General features: G+C 57.8%; 20 protein-coding genes. 10 read left to right on the forward strand and 10 right to left on the reverse strand.

Features of this window, described 5'->3' with window-relative positions; translation table 11 throughout:
* Nucleotides 1–157 precede the first annotated feature (157 nt).
* The 4 genes from ACR0CA_RS03505 (at nucleotide 158) to aat (ending at nucleotide 3,384) form a co-directional block, all read left to right on the forward strand.
* Nucleotides 158–694 carry a LuxR C-terminal-related transcriptional regulator gene (locus ACR0CA_RS03505; RefSeq protein WP_170770066.1) on the forward strand — a complete coding sequence of 179 codons (537 nt, stop codon included), beginning with the start codon at nucleotides 158–160 and terminating at the stop codon, nucleotides 692–694.
* A gap of 149 nt (nucleotides 695–843) precedes the next feature.
* Complete coding sequence (gene accB, locus ACR0CA_RS03510; RefSeq protein ID WP_170770065.1) at nucleotides 844–1,344, forward strand: acetyl-CoA carboxylase biotin carboxyl carrier protein; 501 nt, start codon at nucleotides 844–846, stop codon at nucleotides 1,342–1,344.
* A gap of 9 nt (nucleotides 1,345–1,353) precedes the next feature.
* Entirely contained in the window at nucleotides 1,354–2,703 is a 1,350-nt protein-coding gene (gene accC / locus ACR0CA_RS03515) for an acetyl-CoA carboxylase biotin carboxylase subunit (protein WP_170782801.1), read from the forward strand.
* Nucleotides 2,704–2,751: 48 nt separating this feature from the next.
* Nucleotides 2,752–3,384: a leucyl/phenylalanyl-tRNA--protein transferase gene (gene aat, locus ACR0CA_RS03520; RefSeq protein WP_480548769.1), complete on the forward strand. Its 633-nt coding sequence runs from the start codon at nucleotides 2,752–2,754 to the stop codon at nucleotides 3,382–3,384.
* Here the strand turns inward: aat and ACR0CA_RS03525 are convergent.
* The 6 genes from ACR0CA_RS03525 to ACR0CA_RS03550 all read right to left on the reverse strand — a co-directional run bounded on the left by ACR0CA_RS03525 (nucleotide 3,339) and on the right by ACR0CA_RS03550 (nucleotide 7,087).
* Entirely contained in the window at nucleotides 3,339–3,707 is a 369-nt protein-coding gene (locus tag ACR0CA_RS03525) for a DUF2155 domain-containing protein (protein WP_170770062.1), read from the reverse strand. The two genes, aat and ACR0CA_RS03525, sit on opposite strands and share 46 nt — an antisense overlap.
* On the reverse strand, nucleotides 3,707–4,156 hold the full coding sequence (gene mlaD, locus ACR0CA_RS03530; protein WP_170770061.1) for an outer membrane lipid asymmetry maintenance protein MlaD: 450 nt from the start codon (nucleotides 4,154–4,156) through the stop codon (nucleotides 3,707–3,709). Before mlaD ends, ACR0CA_RS03525 begins: the two co-directional genes overlap by 1 nt.
* A gap of 12 nt (nucleotides 4,157–4,168) precedes the next feature.
* The gene (locus ACR0CA_RS03535; RefSeq protein ID WP_170770060.1) at nucleotides 4,169–4,552 is read right to left on the reverse strand and encodes an NADH:ubiquinone oxidoreductase subunit NDUFA12; all 384 of its coding nucleotides are present in this window, start codon (nucleotides 4,550–4,552) and stop codon (nucleotides 4,169–4,171) included.
* 79 nt (nucleotides 4,553–4,631) lie between these two features.
* The gene (locus tag ACR0CA_RS03540; RefSeq protein ID WP_480548771.1) at nucleotides 4,632–4,991 is read right to left on the reverse strand and encodes a RidA family protein; all 360 of its coding nucleotides are present in this window, start codon (nucleotides 4,989–4,991) and stop codon (nucleotides 4,632–4,634) included.
* 62 nt (nucleotides 4,992–5,053) lie between these two features.
* Nucleotides 5,054–6,319, reverse strand: coding sequence for an ATP-dependent Clp protease ATP-binding subunit ClpX (gene clpX, locus ACR0CA_RS03545; protein WP_170770058.1), 1,266 nt, complete (start codon nucleotides 6,317–6,319; stop codon nucleotides 5,054–5,056).
* 135 nt (nucleotides 6,320–6,454) lie between these two features.
* Nucleotides 6,455–7,087: an ATP-dependent Clp protease proteolytic subunit gene (locus ACR0CA_RS03550; protein WP_170770057.1), complete on the reverse strand. Its 633-nt coding sequence runs from the start codon at nucleotides 7,085–7,087 to the stop codon at nucleotides 6,455–6,457.
* Between the two features lie 320 nt (nucleotides 7,088–7,407).
* Here ACR0CA_RS03550 and ACR0CA_RS03555 point away from each other — a divergent pair, with 320 nt between their 5' ends.
* Nucleotides 7,408–7,749 carry an ArsR/SmtB family transcription factor gene (locus ACR0CA_RS03555; RefSeq protein WP_170790441.1) on the forward strand — a complete coding sequence of 114 codons (342 nt, stop codon included), beginning with the start codon at nucleotides 7,408–7,410 and terminating at the stop codon, nucleotides 7,747–7,749.
* A gap of 7 nt (nucleotides 7,750–7,756) precedes the next feature.
* Here the strand turns inward: ACR0CA_RS03555 and ACR0CA_RS03560 are convergent, their stop codons facing one another.
* Nucleotides 7,757–8,887, reverse strand: a complete 1,131-nt coding sequence (locus ACR0CA_RS03560; RefSeq protein ID WP_480897453.1) for a zinc ABC transporter substrate-binding protein — start codon at nucleotides 8,885–8,887, stop codon at nucleotides 7,757–7,759.
* Between the two features lie 93 nt (nucleotides 8,888–8,980).
* Here ACR0CA_RS03560 and ACR0CA_RS03565 point away from each other — a divergent pair, with 93 nt between their 5' ends.
* The 4 genes from ACR0CA_RS03565 (at nucleotide 8,981) to ACR0CA_RS03580 (ending at nucleotide 11,206) form a co-directional block, all read left to right on the forward strand.
* The gene (locus tag ACR0CA_RS03565; RefSeq protein ID WP_480502737.1) at nucleotides 8,981–9,460 is read left to right on the forward strand and encodes a Fur family transcriptional regulator; all 480 of its coding nucleotides are present in this window, start codon (nucleotides 8,981–8,983) and stop codon (nucleotides 9,458–9,460) included.
* Entirely contained in the window at nucleotides 9,457–10,200 is a 744-nt protein-coding gene (locus ACR0CA_RS03570) for a metal ABC transporter ATP-binding protein (protein WP_480897454.1), read from the forward strand. Before ACR0CA_RS03565 ends, ACR0CA_RS03570 begins: the two co-directional genes overlap by 4 nt.
* Nucleotides 10,200–10,994 carry an iron chelate uptake ABC transporter family permease subunit gene (locus tag ACR0CA_RS03575; protein ID WP_170770052.1) on the forward strand — a complete coding sequence of 265 codons (795 nt, stop codon included), beginning with the start codon at nucleotides 10,200–10,202 and terminating at the stop codon, nucleotides 10,992–10,994. Before ACR0CA_RS03570 ends, ACR0CA_RS03575 begins: the two co-directional genes overlap by 1 nt.
* A gap of 62 nt (nucleotides 10,995–11,056) precedes the next feature.
* Entirely contained in the window at nucleotides 11,057–11,206 is a 150-nt protein-coding gene (locus ACR0CA_RS03580; RefSeq protein WP_480897455.1) for an entericidin A/B family lipoprotein, read from the forward strand.
* Nucleotides 11,207–12,284: 1,078 nt separating this feature from the next.
* On the opposite strand, the gene ACR0CA_RS03585 is transcribed toward ACR0CA_RS03580, so the two are convergent.
* Nucleotides 12,285–12,734 (reverse strand): hypothetical protein, encoded by a 450-nt coding sequence (locus ACR0CA_RS03585; protein ID WP_480897456.1) that lies wholly within the window; start codon nucleotides 12,732–12,734, stop codon nucleotides 12,285–12,287.
* A 116-nt stretch (nucleotides 12,735–12,850) separates the two neighbouring features.
* On the reverse strand, nucleotides 12,851–13,165 hold the full coding sequence (locus tag ACR0CA_RS03590; protein ID WP_237215608.1) for a hypothetical protein: 315 nt from the start codon (nucleotides 13,163–13,165) through the stop codon (nucleotides 12,851–12,853).
* 191 nt (nucleotides 13,166–13,356) lie between these two features.
* Here ACR0CA_RS03590 and ACR0CA_RS03595 point away from each other — a divergent pair, with 191 nt between their 5' ends.
* Nucleotides 13,357–14,304 carry an aldo/keto reductase gene (locus tag ACR0CA_RS03595; RefSeq protein ID WP_480897457.1) on the forward strand — a complete coding sequence of 316 codons (948 nt, stop codon included), beginning with the start codon at nucleotides 13,357–13,359 and terminating at the stop codon, nucleotides 14,302–14,304.
* A 34-nt stretch (nucleotides 14,305–14,338) separates the two neighbouring features.
* Here ACR0CA_RS03595 and lepA read toward each other — a convergent pair whose 3' ends face one another.
* A complete protein-coding gene (gene lepA, locus ACR0CA_RS03600) occupies nucleotides 14,339–16,138 on the reverse strand; it encodes a translation elongation factor 4 (protein WP_170355008.1) in 1,800 nt (599 codons plus the stop codon).
* Between the last annotated feature and the right edge of the window lie 37 nt (nucleotides 16,139–16,175).

Genomic DNA, 16,175 nt, shown 5'->3' on the forward strand with positions numbered 1-16,175 from the left:
TGTCCGTGGAATTTTCGGAACTTTTGATATATTTCTATTACTTATAGTCAAATTTTCCCACCATCTTTACAACCTTAACAAAATCACAGGTCAAGCCAGGAACATATTCCCGGCCTTCCCCCTTCTCATCCCACTAAAATCCCGGCACCATAGCGGGATGAGCGACCCCGCCTTCGAATATGCCCCAATCGGCCTTGTCGAGCTGGAGAACCGGATCATCCGACGGTGCAACTTGCAATTCGCCCGCACCTTTGGCGGGGAAGAATTCGAGTACCGCAACATGCCTCTGCTGCACCTTTACCCCTCGGTCGCGGATTGGGAACGGATTGGCGCGCGCAGCCTTCAAGTGATGCGTGACACAGGATATTACACGGACGAACGGGTCATGCGGCGGCGCAATGGCGACCTGTTCTGGTGCCGTGCACGCGGTCGGTCCCTAACGCCGGACGACCCATTCCGGCATGGAATCTGGAGTTTTTCCGACATCTCGGAAGAACGCCCCTTGGTCGAGTTGACCACGCGCGAGCGCGAGGTCGCGATCCTGTCCTGCCGTGGCCTGTCGGCCAAGGAAATCGGCGTGGAACTGGGCCTGAGTTACCGCACCATCGAGGCCTACCGTGCCCGGCTGCTGGAGAAATTCGGAGCGCGAAAACTACCGGAATTGGTAGCGAAACTTTCTGGAATGCCGCTCTAGGTTTATTTCCCTACCGAAAACTTAACCAAACCCGGTTCAGACAGGCCGAGACGCGCTTTTCATGGCTGGACGCATAGATTATAACGCTGCGTAATCAGATCAAAGCCCGCAACTCACAGACGGGCCAAGGGGAACCGTCGAGGACACTCATGACAGACACTAAACACGAAGCGGATGTGGCATTCATCAAGGCTCTTGCCGAATTGCTACGCGAAAACGACCTGACCGAGTTGCAGGTCAAACGCGAATATGGCGAAGAAGACAGCCTGAACGTGCGCGTCAGCCGCATGAACCAAGCCGCAGCCGCTCCTGTTCAGGTTGCCGTCCCGGCAGCAGCCCCCGCTGCTGCCCCAGCAGCCGCACCTGCTGCTGCTCCAGCCGAAGCCCCTGCGGCAGCCGAAGACCCCGCCAGCCACCCCGGTGCCGTAACCTCGCCCATGGTGGGCACCGTTTACATGCAGCCCGAACCGGGCGCGCCTGCCTTTATCTCGGTCGGTGCGTCGGTGTCCGAGGGCGACACGCTGCTGATCGTGGAAGCGATGAAAACCATGAACCACATCCATGCGCCGAAATCCGGCACCATCAAGCGTATTTTGGTGGGCGACGGCGACGCTGTGGAATTCGGCACGCCTCTGGTCATCGTTGAGTAAGGCGGGCCTATGTTCGACAAAATCCTGATTGCCAATCGAGGCGAGATCGCCCTGCGCGTCATCCGCGCCGCGCGCGAGATGGGGATTAAGACGGTCGCCGTGCATTCGACAGCCGACAGCGACGCGATGCATGTGCGCATGGCGGATGAATCGGTTTGCATCGGCCCTCCGCCAAGCCCGCAAAGCTATCTGTCCGTGCCCGCCATCATCTCGGCCTGCGAGATCACCGGCGCACAGGCGATCCATCCCGGCTATGGCTTCCTTTCCGAGAACGCCGAGTTCGTGCAGATCGTGGAAGATCATGGCATAACTTTCATCGGCCCGACCGCCGAGCATATCCGCGTCATGGGTGACAAGATCACCGCAAAGGACACGATGAAGGAACTTGGCGTGCCGTGCGTTCCGGGTTCCGACGGTGGCGTTCCTACGCTGGAAGACGCCAAACGTATCGGCGAGGAATTCGGCTATCCCGTCATCATCAAAGCCACCGCCGGCGGCGGCGGACGCGGCATGAAAGTCGCGATGAACGCGGATGAGATGGAAAGCGCCTTCATGACCGCCCGTGCCGAAGGCAAGGCTGCCTTTGGCAATGACGAGGTCTATATCGAGAAATACCTGACCACGCCCCGCCATATCGAGATTCAGGTCTTTGGTGATGGCAAGGGCAATGCCGTCCATCTGGGCGAACGCGATTGTTCCCTGCAGCGCCGCCACCAGAAAGTGTTTGAAGAGGCCCCCGGGCCATGCATCACCCCCGAGGAACGCGCCAAGATCGGCAAGGTCTGCGCGGACGCGGTGGCCAAGATCAACTATATCGGCGCGGGTACAATCGAGTTCCTGTACGAAAACGGCGAGTTCTATTTCATCGAAATGAACACCCGCCTGCAGGTGGAACACCCGGTGACCGAGGGCATTTTCGGCGTCGATCTAGTGCGCGAGCAAATCCGCGTGGCGGCCGGCGAAGACATGTCGTTTGGTCAAGACGATCTGGAGATCAATGGCCACGCCATCGAAGTTCGGATCAACGCGGAAAAGCTGCCCAACTTCTCGCCCTGCCCCGGCAAGATCACAGCGTATCACGCGCCGGGTGGTCTGGGCGTACGGATGGATTCGGCGCTCTATGACGGCTATTCGATCCCGCCCTACTACGACTCGTTGATTGCCAAGCTGATCGTACAGGGCCGCGACCGGGCCGAGGCGCTAGCGCGTCTGGAACGTGCCTTGGGCGAGCTGATCGTGGACGGGATCGACACCACCGTGCCTCTGTTCCACGCCTTGCTGCAAGAGCCTGATCTTCACAGCGGTGACTACAACATCCACTGGCTGGAGCACTGGCTTGCGGAGAACATGGCCGATTAACACAACCCGGTCGAAGGGCCTTGGCCTTTCGACCGCGGGATGTCCTGCATGAGCCTCTCGCCGGAACTTTTGCTACATGGCTATTCCGTCGGCATTTTTCCGATGGCCGAGCACCGCGACGACCCGGAGTTGTTCTGGGTCGATCCCAAGTTTCGCGGCGTGTTTCCGCTGGACGGGTTTCACATTTCTCGCAGTCTGGCGCGGCGGATGCGCAAATGCGGATTCTCGATCAGCATCAATCAAGACTTCGCTTCGGTGGTCGATGGCTGTGCCGACCGCGCAGATACATGGATCAATAGCGAATTGCACCTGCTCTACCAACAGCTTCACCGCTCGGGCCATGCGCATTCGCTGGAGGTGTGGGACGAATCCGCGTTGGTTGGCGGCGTCTATGGCGTGACCCTTGGCGCAGCTTTCTTTGGTGAGAGCATGTTTTCCCGCCGTACGGACGCGTCGAAAATCGCGTTAGCCTATCTGATCGACCGGCTGCGCAGAACCGGGTTTCAGCTGTTTGACACGCAGTTTCTGACGGCGCACTTGGCCTCGCTGGGCGCGATTGAGATACCGCGCGCGCAATATCGGCAGGAACTGGAAGAGGCGATCAACCTTGAGGCGGACTTTGCCACGGCTTTGGATCAATCCGCCGAAGGCGTGATACAACGGATGACCCAGACGTCATAGCGCGCGTGATCCAGGGCGTTCAACGCCGGAGCTGTCGCAATCATCCAACCGTCAAACAGTTGATCCGTCTTGCCATTTTCCCAAATTGTCAGATAGGCAAAAGCATCACCTGTCGGGTTCTCGGCCGGATATCGGCAGTCGCCCAAGGCGACATCCAGACCAAAGATTGCCTCGGTCTGACCATTTTGCATCTGGATATCCACGGTCTGGCCGCTGACTTTGTCCAACCCGCGCAACATCGCGCCCGGCCCGGATTGGACCTTTTGCTGGGCCGAAACGCCCGTTGCGGTCAACAATGCCGCGACAAGGGCTGCGCGTCGCATCAGCTGCCGTCCCCGGCAACGAATTTAACCAGCAAAGAGATCAGGCTGACCGCGCCCTGCGTGTCGGTAACTTCGTCACCCGGCTCAAAATAAAAGGGCGAACCACCAGGCATTACCTCAACGAAGTTGCCGCCCAGCAGCCCTTCGGAGGAAATCACGATCGCGCTGTCATCAGGCACCAGAATGCCGTCCGATATCGAAAAGGTTGTATCTGCGCGGTAGGTATCGGAATTCAGGGTTACCCCCGTCACAGTTCCGATTTTAACCCCGGCAAGGCGCACATCTGTCCCTACGCCCACGCCCTCCAGCGACCGGAACGAGGCCCCCAGTTCGTACCCTGTACCGCCCTGCGACAGGCCGGTGGATTGGCTGGCATAGATGCCAAACGCAACGGCACAGGCTAAAACAGCGCCGCCAACTAGGACTTCGGTTACGTTATAGCTCGACATAAATTGCCTCGTTTATTCGGGGCTCCAGGCCTCGTAATCGGAACGTTCAATCGGGTCCGGGCGGCGCAGCGACCCAGCCGGTGCATATGCCAGCGCCGAGCCCGTCAGGTTTTCCTGATGCGGTTTTTCCCATGATTTATGGGCCAGCGGCTTGTCGGTCGGTGGTTCATCCCACGTGCGGTGCAGCCAACCGTGCCAGTCAGGATCAATGCGGCTGGCTTCGGCCTCACCATTGAAGATCACCCAGCGCTTGCTGTCATCGGCGTTGCGATAAAAGACGTTACCCTGGTCATCTTCGCCAACCTTCTCACCCTTGCGTGCAGTATAAATCTGCGTGTTCAAGGTCGCCCCGTTCCACCAAGTCACGGCTCGCAAGAGATTGTTCAGGATACCCATGGGCTGCCTCCGGCAATTCTGTTTCCGCAGATATGGACCAAAGGCGCGCCAAGGTCCAGTCTCACAAGGATCACACCTGTCATTCCGGCAGATATGCGGCCACTTCGATTTCAATCCGGTATTTCGGGTCGATCAACCCACATTCGATCATCGTTGCCGCCGGTGGGTTCGCGCCGAATGTCTCGCTCAGGATTGGCCAGCAGGGTTCGAACTCGGCCTTGTCAGGCAACATGTACGTCACGCGGACCACGTCAGCAAACCCAGCTCCGGCCTCGGCCAGCGCCTTTTCAATGATCGTCAACGCCGAACGGCACTGCTCGACCACGTCATTGCCTTGCCCGACTGTGCCCGCAACATGGACCCAGCCACCTGCAACAACAGCCCGGCAATATCCGAGTTTGGCTTCAAACTCACCACCGGACGAAATACGTTTGATCATTCCTGCGCCTCACAAGAAAACGGCGCGGAAAACCGCGCCGTATGTGTTTGAAATTAAGCGGTTTACCCGGCTGACGCAGATTCCGCTGCATCCGCATAGATGATGAGCGGTTGCGACTCTGAGGTCACGGCCTCTTCGTTGACCACAACTTCGGTCACGTTTTTAAGACCTGGAAGTTCGAACATCGTATCCAGCAGGATATCTTCCAGGATCGAGCGCAGACCACGTGCCCCGGTTTTCCGTTCGATCGCCTTCTTGGCAATCGCCTTAAGTGCGTCATCGGTAAAGGCCAGCTCGGCATCTTCCAGCTCGAACAGACGCTGGTATTGCTTGACCAGCGCGTTCTTGGGCTTGGTCAGGATCGTAACCAGAGCATCCTCGTCCAGATCCTCAAGCGTTGCCAGAACCGGCAGACGGCCAACGAATTCCGGGATCAAGCCGAATTTCAACAGATCTTCGGGCTCAAGATCTTTGAAAATCTCGCCCACGCCCCGGTCATCATTGTCACGCACATCAGCACCAAAGCCCATGGCCGAACCTTTGCCGCGCTGCGCGATGATCTTGTCCAGACCCGCAAATGCGCCACCGCAGATGAACAGGATATTCGTGGTGTCCACCTGCAGGAATTCCTGCTGCGGATGCTTGCGTCCGCCCTGCGGCGGAACGCTGGCCACTGTGCCTTCCATCAGTTTCAGCAGCGCTTGCTGCACGCCCTCACCCGAAACGTCGCGGGTGATCGAGGGGTTTTCGGACTTGCGCGTGATCTTGTCGACTTCGTCAATATAGACGATGCCGCGTTGCGCACGCTCGACATTGTATTCCGACGCTTGCAGCAGTTTCAGAATGATGTTCTCGACATCCTCGCCCACATACCCGGCTTCGGTCAGGGTCGTCGCATCCGCCATGGTGAAGGGCACATCCAGAATACGCGCCAGCGTCTGGGCCAGCAGCGTCTTGCCGCAGCCGGTCGGGCCGATCAGCAGAATGTTGGACTTCGCCAGCTCAATATCGCTGCCCGCTTTCTGAGCATGGTTTAGACGTTTGTAGTGATTGTGAACCGCAACCGACAGAACGCGCTTGGCGGTGGCCTGACCGATCACGTAATCGTCTAGAACCTCGCAGATATCCTTGGGCGTCGGGACCCCGTCGCTGGACTTCAGGCCACTGGCCTTGGTCTCTTCGCGGATGATGTCCATGCACAGTTCGACGCATTCGTCACAGATGAATACTGTGGGTCCGGCAATCAGCTTGCGCACCTCATGCTGGCTCTTGCCGCAAAAGCTGCAATAGAGCGTATTTTTGCCGTCGCCGCCTGAATTCGTCGCCATGTTATACCTTTCGGGCTTCGTCTCTGCGGCCCCGCCCGGGGCCGCGTTTGCCGCTTGTTGGTGCAGCTTAGGCCACCACCGGGGCGGCTACAATCTCAAAAATGTACCCAACGTGGTCAACACGGGCACAGATTCCTACGCGTCGTCCCCGTCCATTTTTGCACGATTTTCGACGATTTCGTCGATATGGCCCCATTCTTTTGCTTCTTCCGGGCTCATGAAATTGTCACGGTCCAGCGCCTTTTCAACCGCCTTTTTTGTCTGTCCTGTATGGCGCACGTAAATGTCATACAGACGATCCTTCAGCTTTTGCGTCTCGGCCGCGTGGATCATGATATCGCTGGCCTGACCCTGATAACCACCGCTGGGCTGGTGCACCATGATCCGGCTGTTGGGCAGCGAAAAGCGCATCCCCTTCTCGCCCCCGGCCAGCAGAACCGACCCCATCGAGGCCGCCTGACCGATCACCAATGTCGAACATTTCGGCTTGATATACTGCATTGTGTCGTAGATCGACAAACCGCTGGTCACAACGCCGCCGGGCGAATTAATGTAGATCGAGATTTCCTTGTTCGGGTTCTCGGCCTCAAGATGCAGCAACTGGGCCACGATCAAATGGCTCATCCCGTCATGGATCGGGCCGTTGATGAAAATGATCCGCTCTTTCAGAAGGCGCGAGAAAATATCATAGGCGCGTTCACCACGGCTTGTCTGTTCGACCACCATGGGGACGAGCGTATTCATATAGGTATCAACGGGATCGAACATACGGAACCTGCCTGCTTTGCTATGGATCGGGACAATACCCGAAGAAACGTTACCCGAGTCTTAGTGCTGCCACTGAGGGGCTGCAAGGGGGGCCAAAGACTTCTGTATCTTCTTGTGCAAATGAGACCGTTCGGACTCGAAAAACACGCATCTTGCACACAGAGCCTCACAATCATGTGCAAGCATCATCCCATCACGTCATTTTGATTCATGCATATGGGGGCAATTGGTCAAAATACAGGCAGACGGCCTCCGCACAGCGGAGATCATTGAAAATTTAAAACACTCGCCCGTCGACCGGGCCCACAAGGAAAATATAAATGGCACTGCCCCAGATTTCACAGGATATGTCACCTCAGAACCTCGAGCAGATCGCGGGGAACGCAACGGACGCGTCGAACTTCCTGAAAGCCATTAGCCACGAAGGGCGGCTGATGATCTTGTGCCATTTGGTCTCCGGCGAAAAATCGGTCACCGAACTGGAAGAACTTTTGTCGGCGCGACAAGCCGCAGTGTCCCAACAACTGTCTCGCCTGCGTCTTGAGGGGCTGGTCGCGCCCCGACGCGAGGGCAAGGCGATCTTCTACCGTTTGGCAGATGATCGCCCCCGCCGGATGCTGGAACTTGTTTACGAGCTGTTTTGCACCGAAGAAGCAGCCTGAGCGCGGCTCAGGACCCGCTGGCACAATTCACGTAACCCTGCGCCATCCCCAATAGCATCGCCGAGTAATGATCGGTTCCGGGGGTGACGTCGACGCCAAGCGGGTCCAATTCATAAACTCCGGCCCCAGAACCTTCGATCGCTGTCTCGACAAGGCGCGTGTCGTATTGAGGTTCGGCGAAGGCACATTGGATTGAATCCTCTGCTACCTTCTCTTGCAGCGCGGCCAGTCGCGCAGGCCCAGGGTTGGACGCGTCGCCGAGACTTACGGAGCCAGATGTTTGCAGTCCAAAGCGGTTTTCGAAATACTGATAGGCGTCGTGGAACGTAATAAACCGGTGATCCTGCATCCCAGCGATTTCAGTAGCGATCTGGGCTTCCAACTCAAGCAGCTCCGCTTTGGCGCGCTCTGCATTTTCCCTGTAAATGGCGGCGTTCTCAGGGTCTGACGTGGCCAGCGCCTCAGCAATGACACGGACCCAAACACGCCCGTTTGCAGGGTCGAGCCAAGCGTGCGGGTCGACGCCTTGATGATCGTGACCATGGTCATCATGGCCTGCGTGCTCGTCATGATCTTCGTCTTGGCTGGCGTGGTCATCATGATCTTCATGCGCCGCGTGCTCATCATCTTTGGCATGACCGTCATGATCGTCATGATCGTCATGCCCCACATGTTCTTCATGATCTTTGTGATCGTCATGCCCGGCGTGATCGTCATGTTCTTCGTGTTCATCATGCGAATCGTGACCATCGTGGCCCGCATGGTCATCATGATCGTCGTGAACATCTGCAACCACGTCGCGGAATTCATACAGCACTGTACCTTCCGAATCCAACAACGTGACGAGGCGCGCATCGCCCGATAGCGCAGCCAGCGGCTTCTCCATCCATGGTGTTAGCTCTTCGCCGACCCAGAACACGACATCGGCAGATTGTAACGCCCGCGCCTCGGATGGGCGCATGGCGTGGTTATGCGGCGAAGATCCGGCCGGGATGATCAGCGCCGGCTCTCCAACACCGTTCATGACCTGCGCGACCAACGAATGAACAGGCGCAATATCCGTCGCTACTTTAGGCGGCTCGGCGACCGCCTGACTTGCCAACACAGAGCCCACAGCACAAAGAACTGACCGTCGCATATTTACCCTCGAGTGATATGTTATTACATTTCTTGGTCGCTTGATATGCCCGACGTTATAACATATCAAGCCAAAAATAATTCGGAGCACCGGATGAGCACCGTCGGTTTCAGACAGCACGATCACGCCCATTGCGTTCATACCGCTCTCGCCCAAGCTGAGGCGAAATGCAAAGCAAAACGTTTGCAATTTACGCCAGTTCGACGGCGGGTTCTTGAGATTTTGCTGGAAAAACACAAGGCTATGGGTGCTTATGACATCCTGGCCGTGCTGGCTGCGGAAGGCATGGGGTCACAACCCCCCGTGGCCTATCGGGCACTGGATTTTCTGGTGCAACACGGCTTTGTCCACCGCATTGAGCAGCTCAATGCCTATGCAGCATGCGCGCACCCCACCCATGATCACGTACCAGCCTTTCTGATTTGCCGATCTTGCAAAGCGGTCGCCGAAACCGAAACCGAACTGACGCAGGGCCGTCTGGGCGTTGCCGCAAACACATCCGGCTTTCAAATCGAACGCGTCGTGGTCGAGGCTGAGGGCCTGTGCCCGGAATGTATTGGAACACAGGCGTGACGACCCCACTGATCACTCTCAAGGACCTGACGATCCGGGTGGATGGGCGCACAATTCTGGGAAACGTCAACGCATCGGTGTCCGAGGCTGAGATCGTGACGATTGTCGGTCCTAACGGATCGGGCAAGTCAACCTTGTTGCGCGCCATGATCGGTGCGATCCCGCCAGCAGAAGGAACAGTCCACCGTGCGCCAAACCTGAGCATTGGATATGTCCCTCAGAAATTGGCGTTGGATGCGGCCCTGCCGATGACCGTTCAGCGTTTCCTCGGCCTACCCCGACGGGTCCCGGCAAAAGAGGCTGTTCAGGCCCTTGAATTGGCTGGTGTACCGGATCTCAGAAACCGGCAAATGACCAATCTGTCCGGCGGGCAGTTCCAGCGTGTCCTTCTGGCCCGCGCCCTTTTGGAGAAACCCCAAGTGCTTCTGCTGGATGAGGCCACGCAAGGGTTGGATCAACCGGGCGCCGCGGCCTTTTACCAAAGGATCGAGCAGGTGCGCCGCGATATCGGCTGCGCAGTCGTCATGGTCAGTCACGATCTGCACGTGGTCATGGCGGCCTCGGACCGGGTTCTGTGCCTGAACGGACATATCTGCTGTGAAGGGTCGCCGCGAACGGTTGCTGATGCGCCTGAATACCGTGCGCTTTTCGGCAGTGGCACTAAGGGGACCATGGCGCTCTACCAGCATCAGCACAGCCATTCGCACGACCATGATCACTCGCATGATGAGGCACATTGATGCTGGATGACTTCATGGTGCGCGCAGCGCTGGCTGGTGTTGGCGTGGCGATTGCCGCAGCCCCTTTGGGTTGTTTCGTCGTTTGGCGCCGAATGGCTTATATGGGAGAAGCCACGGCCCATGCCTCGGTCCTTGGGGTCGCGCTGTCGCTTGCTTTCTCGCTTCCGCTTCTGCCCGCAATCCTGGCCTCGGCCCTTGCCATGGGGTTGGCCGTAACGTTGCTGCGCGGCAAAGGCTTTGCCATGGACACATTGCTGGGCGTTATCGCCCATACCGCGCTGGCGGCAGGTCTGGTGACGGTGGCGCTGTTGTCAGATGTACGTCTTGACCTGAACGCTTTTCTGTTTGGCGACATTCTGGCCGTGACCAAAGGGGACCTTGCCACCATCTGGATCGGAGGAGCGCTGATCCTGACAGTGATGACACTCAGGTGGTCTGCTTTGCTGGTCGCCACGCTGAACCCCGATCTGGCCTATGCATCAGGCATCGACCCCAAACGCGAGGAGCTTTGGCTGACCCTCGCCATGGCGCTGGCCGTTGCAGTCGCAATCAAAGTGGTTGGCATCCTGCTGATCGCCGCACTGTTGGTCATTCCGGCAGCCGGGGCGCGGTCGCTGGTCAAAACCCCGGAAAGCATGGCTGTTTTCGCCGCCGTGATCGGATCCCTCGCCGCTTTGGGTGGGCTCGGCGGTGCCTATCTGGCCGACACACCGGCGGGTCCCAGCATCGTCTGTGCCGCCGCAATAATCTTCCTGCTGACCGCGCTTTTTGGCCCTTTCATCCGCAAGGACTGATTCCGCTGCAAAACGCTGGTTTCGCTTTTGAAAAACTGCTAGGCACGGCGTAGCAAACACCTATGGAGACACAGATGATCCGCACCGCTCTGATTGGACTGACCCTGCTGGCCCTGACCGCCTGCGAAACTGCAAAAGGCGTTGGTCGGGATATCGAGAAAGCCGGGGACGCAATTACCAACACGGCAAGCGACGTTCAGGAAAACATCTGATCCCCTCCATTTTGGGGCAAGAACTTTGCCGCCCTCAATATATTGTTGAATGATCCAGCATATCGTGGCTATAATAGAGCCACAGGTGCATAGACGCGGCATTGCATATCTGACAGGACGTTGGGGTTCTTGTGGTCACACAAGAACCCCTTCTCGCATTTGGCGAAAGGTAAGTGGCAGTCTGATTGCCCAATAGCCTGGGAAAAGGAAAAGGCGTCAGGTGCGCAGACGCGGTCTTTGCATGTGCCCTTGCGGAACACTCCTGACGCCTTGCCGGTTCGGCACACCCGAGGGACGCACCGTTCCAGTTGTCTCGGCCCCCGCAGGAACCGCGACCACCGTGCCACGCTCGTGAAAGCGCGTCACAGCCCGCATTAACCATCTGATAAGGTTTCGAAACGGTCCGGCCATGATGCCCGGACCACCTTGAAACCAGTCGGTAACCCGCTGCGATCACAGAAAAACCCGAAAGTTCCCCATCATCCGCGTAGCCCCTTTGGCCTTTGCGTCCCGCCGTGACCCCTAAAGGCCTTGGCGATAACGAAACTGTTACATCCGATCCGCAGTCCGGCAAGAAAATAGCACCGCAGCATGAAAATTAGCCGTGGATAAAGTGTTGATATCCGCAGGGATGAATTTGTGGACAAGTCTGGAAACCCAGCCGCGAGGGGCTGTTGAGTACGGAAAACTCCCGTCTGTGAAAAATGGCCTCCTTCGCACCCGTTTCTGCACCCGCAAATGGGTTTCCTGAAGGTGCAGAGGCAGAATCACGTTGCCAATCCGAATCAAACCGCGCAATTCGACCTGAATAACCAGAGAGCTCGGGCGACAGCATCGAACCACTGCAACACCGCGCTGAAGGTCGCGGGCCCAATCCCCTGCCGCCAAGAGACGCCGCGTATCTGGCGGAAAGGACCAAAAGCCTGTTGCATGTGGGGCGCGCCGCCGCCCGAACCGCCTCCTCCCTGCGGAGACGGGTAGTCCTGAGAAGCGCCCTGACCCGGCCGGAATTACCTACTACGCCGCGGCATACCTTAGCAGCCGGTACCCCCTACAGCCCGTCCGAGTCAGGGTCGCTTCAGTTCACCTGCCGTTCCAGAACGGTGCTGTAGGTCGTTCCACGACGCAGGCTACGGAAATCCGCGTAAATTTTGCCGTCCTCATACCGGGCATCAATCAGCGCATTCACACCGATCTCGGGGTTGGCCGAGCTTTCGACGATGCTGATCCGGGTCGGGTCATCCAGACTGATGGTGCCAGTCGCGTCCATCACCCGCCAGGTCTGAGCCGCATTCGGACGCCACTTACTGGGCCCCCAAAACACATTGTCCTGCTGCTTTTGGATATCCAGAACCCACTCGGCGTTGTTGAACCGAGGCGCGTCCCCAGTCGAGGTCCGGTTCGGCCCGACGGCGGTATAGCTGCCCGTCCACGTCCCGCGCAGGTCCGGCGTATCGGCTGCGGCTGCGGTGGCAAGGCTGAGGCTCGTGGCCAAAGCGGCTGCTCCGGCAGTTATAAATCTGGTCATGGTCTCTCCTCCGTTTGTGTCCGGGCCGATGCTGGCCTGCTCAACAGATTGGGAGGAGGCGGACACGTTACAACATTTGTGAAGGAAGCTTCATGAAGGGTTTAGATTGCGGTTAATCAGGCCCACGCCAAGGCGGTTCCGGCGACAACTAAGGCAATCCCGACCCCTTCCCGCATCGAGAAGTCTTCACCGAACAAGAAGAACGAGGCGATGGCGATCAGCACAACCTCGGCCCCCAGAATGCCGGTATAGATGATGCCCAACCGCTCCTCGCGCAGCGCGGCAAGCTCCAGCGTTGCGGCGGCCAGCAGGGTTGCCACGATCAACAGGCTAAGGCCGAGGCCGGGGATTTTCCACCAGAACTTCATCGAGATCATGGCAATGGAATAGAGACCTGCCGATCCGAGGGCGATTATGGGGACCATGGACATAGGGGCCTCCTGCCGAAGTTGCCGCTAGGTCAACACTAGCAAGTTTTAAAAAGTTGGGCTGTGAGCTGGATCACAGATCCGGATATCCTGTTTGGATTTCAAGTGATTTTACTCAGCCCTCAAGCTTGAAGTGCATAACGGCCCCGCAGAATATTCATATATTCTGATTCGAATTTTAAAGGAGGGGAGCCATGACGACGTTTCACGAAATCGGTCTAACCGGGGTGCGAATTCCTCGAATTGGTTTTGGGTCAACAGGAATAGGTAGCATTCCGCAAATCTATGGTTACGAAGTTGATGAGAATAGGGCGCGAGAAACCTTGCGCAAAATACTTACCCGCCCCGACGGGTTTATCGATACCGCACGCGGCTATGCTATGGGCCGAAGTGAAGACCGCATTGGGAGCGTAATTCGTGAACTCGGCGGTTTGCCAGAAGGTTGTGTATTGTCCACGAAAATCGACCGCGACATGGAGACGAGCGTGTTCGACGCTACCCAAGCCAGGCGGTCGTTAGAGCAAAGCCTGATGGCACTCGGCGTAGACAGCGTCGACATCCTTCACCTCCACGACCCGGAATACGCTGGTGATATGTCAGAGATCACGCGCAGCGGAGGTGCGCTGGACGAATTGTTCAAAATCAAAGAGGAAGGCCTTGCAACTGCCGTTGGTTTGGCCGGCGGACGGCTGGACGTTCTGTCGCCTATGTTGCGCGACTGGGACTTCGATGTCGTGATGACGCATAACCGGCACACACTTGTAAACGTGAATGCTTCGCCCCTAATCGAACAAGCCGTTTCCAAGGGTGTCACCGTCTTAAATGCAGCACCCTACGCGGGAGGAATTCTGGCAAGAGGTAGCGCGGTTCACCACTTTTACGTTTACCGGCCAGCAACAGAAGAAATGCTCGCGCCTGTGCGCGCGGTCGAAGATATCTGTGCCCGATACGACATTCCAATGGGCGCGCTGGCGCTGCAATACTCGCTTCGAGATGCAAACATTGCTTCAACAGTTTGCGGGGTGACGTGGCCCCAGCATGTAAACCAAACGCTTGAGTGGGCCGATTGGGACATACCTGAGGCGGTCTGGACTGAACTCACCGACCTCGGACAATCGGACGCCGATCCAGAATCCGCATAAACTTAGACAAACCAAGAGGAAGAAATGGACAGCCTTAGCTGTCCATTTTGAGCGCTGAAATAAACGCCTCCTGCGGGATATCGACCTTCCCGAACTGGCGCATCTTCTTTTTCCCCGCCTTCTGCTTATCCAGCAGTTTGCGTTTCCGGGTGGCGTCGCCTCCGTAACACTTGGCGGTCACGTCCTTGCGCAGGGCCGAGAGGGTCTCGCGGGCGATGACCTTGCCTCCGATGGCGGCCTGGATCGGGATTTTGAACATATGGCGCGGGATCAGGTCCTTGAGCTTTTCGCACATCGCCCGGCCCCGCATCTCGGCCCGGTCGCGGTGGACCATGGTCGAGAGCGCATCGACGGGTTCGTCATTCACCAGCACCGACATCTTGACCAGATTGTCCTCTGTATAGCCGGTCATCTGGTAGTCGAAGGATGCGTAGCCCTTGGTCACCGATTTCAGGCGATCGTAGAAGTCAAAGACGACCTCGTTCAGCGGCAGGTCATAGACGACCATGGCGCGGCTGCCCGCATAGGTCAGGTCCAGCTGGATACCACGGCGGTCCTGGCACAGTTTCAGCACGTCGCCGAGGTATTCGTCGGGCACCAGAATGGTCGCCTTGATGCGCGGTTCCTCGATATGGTCGACCTTCGAGGGGTCGGGCATGTCGGCAGGGTTGTGCAGCTCGATCATCTCGCCGTCTTTCATGTAGACGTGATAGATCACCGACGGCGCGGTGGTGATGAGCTCGATATCATATTCACGTTCGATCCGGTCGCGGATGACCTCAAGGTGCAACAGGCCCAGAAAGCCGCAGCGGAAGCCAAAGCCCAGCGCGGCCGAGGTCTCCATTTCGAACGAGAACGAAGCGTCGTTCAGCGCCAGCTTGTCGATCGCATCGCGCAGGTCTTCGAATTCGGAACTGTCGACGGGGAAGAGGCCGCAGAACACCACCGGCTGCGCGGGTTTGAAGCCGTCCAGCGCGTCCTCAGTCCCGTTGCGGTCATTGGTGATGGTATCCCCGACGCGGGTGTCGCGGACCTGTTTGATCGACGCGGTGAGAAAGCCGATCTCACCGGGGCCTAGGCTGTCGACCATCTCCATCTCGGGGCGAAAGACTCCGACGCGGTCCACATGATGGAGGGTCCCGTTCGACATGAACTTGACCCGCATCCCCTTTTTCAGCGTGCCGTCCATGATGCGGACCAGGACGATCACGCCCAGATATGCGTCGTACCACGAGTCGACCAGCATCGCCTTGAGCGGCGCGTCCAGATTGCCTTGTGGTGCGGGCAGTTGCTGCACGATGGCTTCCAACGTCTCGTGGATGCCCTGCCCCGTCTTGGCGCTGACCTGAATGGCGTCGGTCGCGTCGATGCCGATCACGTCCTCGATCTGTTCGGCCACGCGGTCACAGTCGGACGCGGGCAGGTCGATCTTGTTCAGCACTGGCACGATCTCATGATCGGCGTCGATGGCTTGATAGACATTCGCCAGCGTCTGCGCTTCGACCCCTTGGGTCGAGTCCACAACCAGCAGAGACCCTTCGACCGCACGCATGGACCGTGAGACCTCATAGGCAAAATCCACGTGGCCGGGGGTATCGATCAGGTTCAGCACATATGCCTCGCCATTGTCGGCGGTATAGTCGATACGGACCGTGTTGGCCTTGATGGTTATGCCCCGCTCGCGCTCGATATCCATGCTGTCGAGCAGCTGTTCCTTCATGTCGCGATCCTTGACCGTTCCGGTCTCTTGGATGAGCCGGTCAGCAAGGGTGGATTTGCCATGGTCGATATGCGCGACGATGGAGAAATTGCGGATATGAGCGAGGTCTGTCATAGCGACGGGATATGGTTCGAAAACGGGCGCTGGTCAA

This window comes from Ruegeria sp. F12 (assembly GCF_056533885.1).

Coding starts and splice junctions, on each gene's coding strand:
- ACR0CA_RS03505 (WP_170770066.1), top strand. CDS start 158: ATGAGCGACCCCGCCTTCGAATATGCCCCAATCGGCCTTGTCGAGCTG.
- accB (WP_170770065.1), top strand. CDS start 844: ATGACAGACACTAAACACGAAGCGGATGTGGCATTCATCAAGGCTCTT.
- accC (WP_170782801.1), top strand. CDS start 1,354: ATGTTCGACAAAATCCTGATTGCCAATCGAGGCGAGATCGCCCTGCGC.
- aat (WP_480548769.1), top strand. CDS start 2,752: ATGAGCCTCTCGCCGGAACTTTTGCTACATGGCTATTCCGTCGGCATT.
- ACR0CA_RS03525 (WP_170770062.1), bottom strand. CDS start 3,707: ATGCGACGCGCAGCCCTTGTCGCGGCATTGTTGACCGCAACGGGCGTT.
- mlaD (WP_170770061.1), bottom strand. CDS start 4,156: ATGTCGAGCTATAACGTAACCGAAGTCCTAGTTGGCGGCGCTGTTTTA.
- ACR0CA_RS03535 (WP_170770060.1), bottom strand. CDS start 4,552: ATGGGTATCCTGAACAATCTCTTGCGAGCCGTGACTTGGTGGAACGGG.
- ACR0CA_RS03540 (WP_480548771.1), bottom strand. CDS start 4,991: ATGATCAAACGTATTTCGTCCGGTGGTGAGTTTGAAGCCAAACTCGGA.
- clpX (WP_170770058.1), bottom strand. CDS start 6,319: ATGGCGACGAATTCAGGCGGCGACGGCAAAAATACGCTCTATTGCAGC.
- ACR0CA_RS03550 (WP_170770057.1), bottom strand. CDS start 7,087: ATGTTCGATCCCGTTGATACCTATATGAATACGCTCGTCCCCATGGTG.
- ACR0CA_RS03555 (WP_170790441.1), top strand. CDS start 7,408: ATGGCACTGCCCCAGATTTCACAGGATATGTCACCTCAGAACCTCGAG.
- ACR0CA_RS03560 (WP_480897453.1), bottom strand. CDS start 8,887: ATGCGACGGTCAGTTCTTTGTGCTGTGGGCTCTGTGTTGGCAAGTCAG.
- ACR0CA_RS03565 (WP_480502737.1), top strand. CDS start 8,981: ATGAGCACCGTCGGTTTCAGACAGCACGATCACGCCCATTGCGTTCAT.
- ACR0CA_RS03575 (WP_170770052.1), top strand. CDS start 10,200: ATGCTGGATGACTTCATGGTGCGCGCAGCGCTGGCTGGTGTTGGCGTG.
- ACR0CA_RS03580 (WP_480897455.1), top strand. CDS start 11,057: ATGGAGACACAGATGATCCGCACCGCTCTGATTGGACTGACCCTGCTG.
- ACR0CA_RS03585 (WP_480897456.1), bottom strand. CDS start 12,734: ATGACCAGATTTATAACTGCCGGAGCAGCCGCTTTGGCCACGAGCCTC.
- ACR0CA_RS03590 (WP_237215608.1), bottom strand. CDS start 13,165: ATGTCCATGGTCCCCATAATCGCCCTCGGATCGGCAGGTCTCTATTCC.
- ACR0CA_RS03595 (WP_480897457.1), top strand. CDS start 13,357: ATGACGACGTTTCACGAAATCGGTCTAACCGGGGTGCGAATTCCTCGA.
- lepA (WP_170355008.1), bottom strand. CDS start 16,138: ATGACAGACCTCGCTCATATCCGCAATTTCTCCATCGTCGCGCATATC.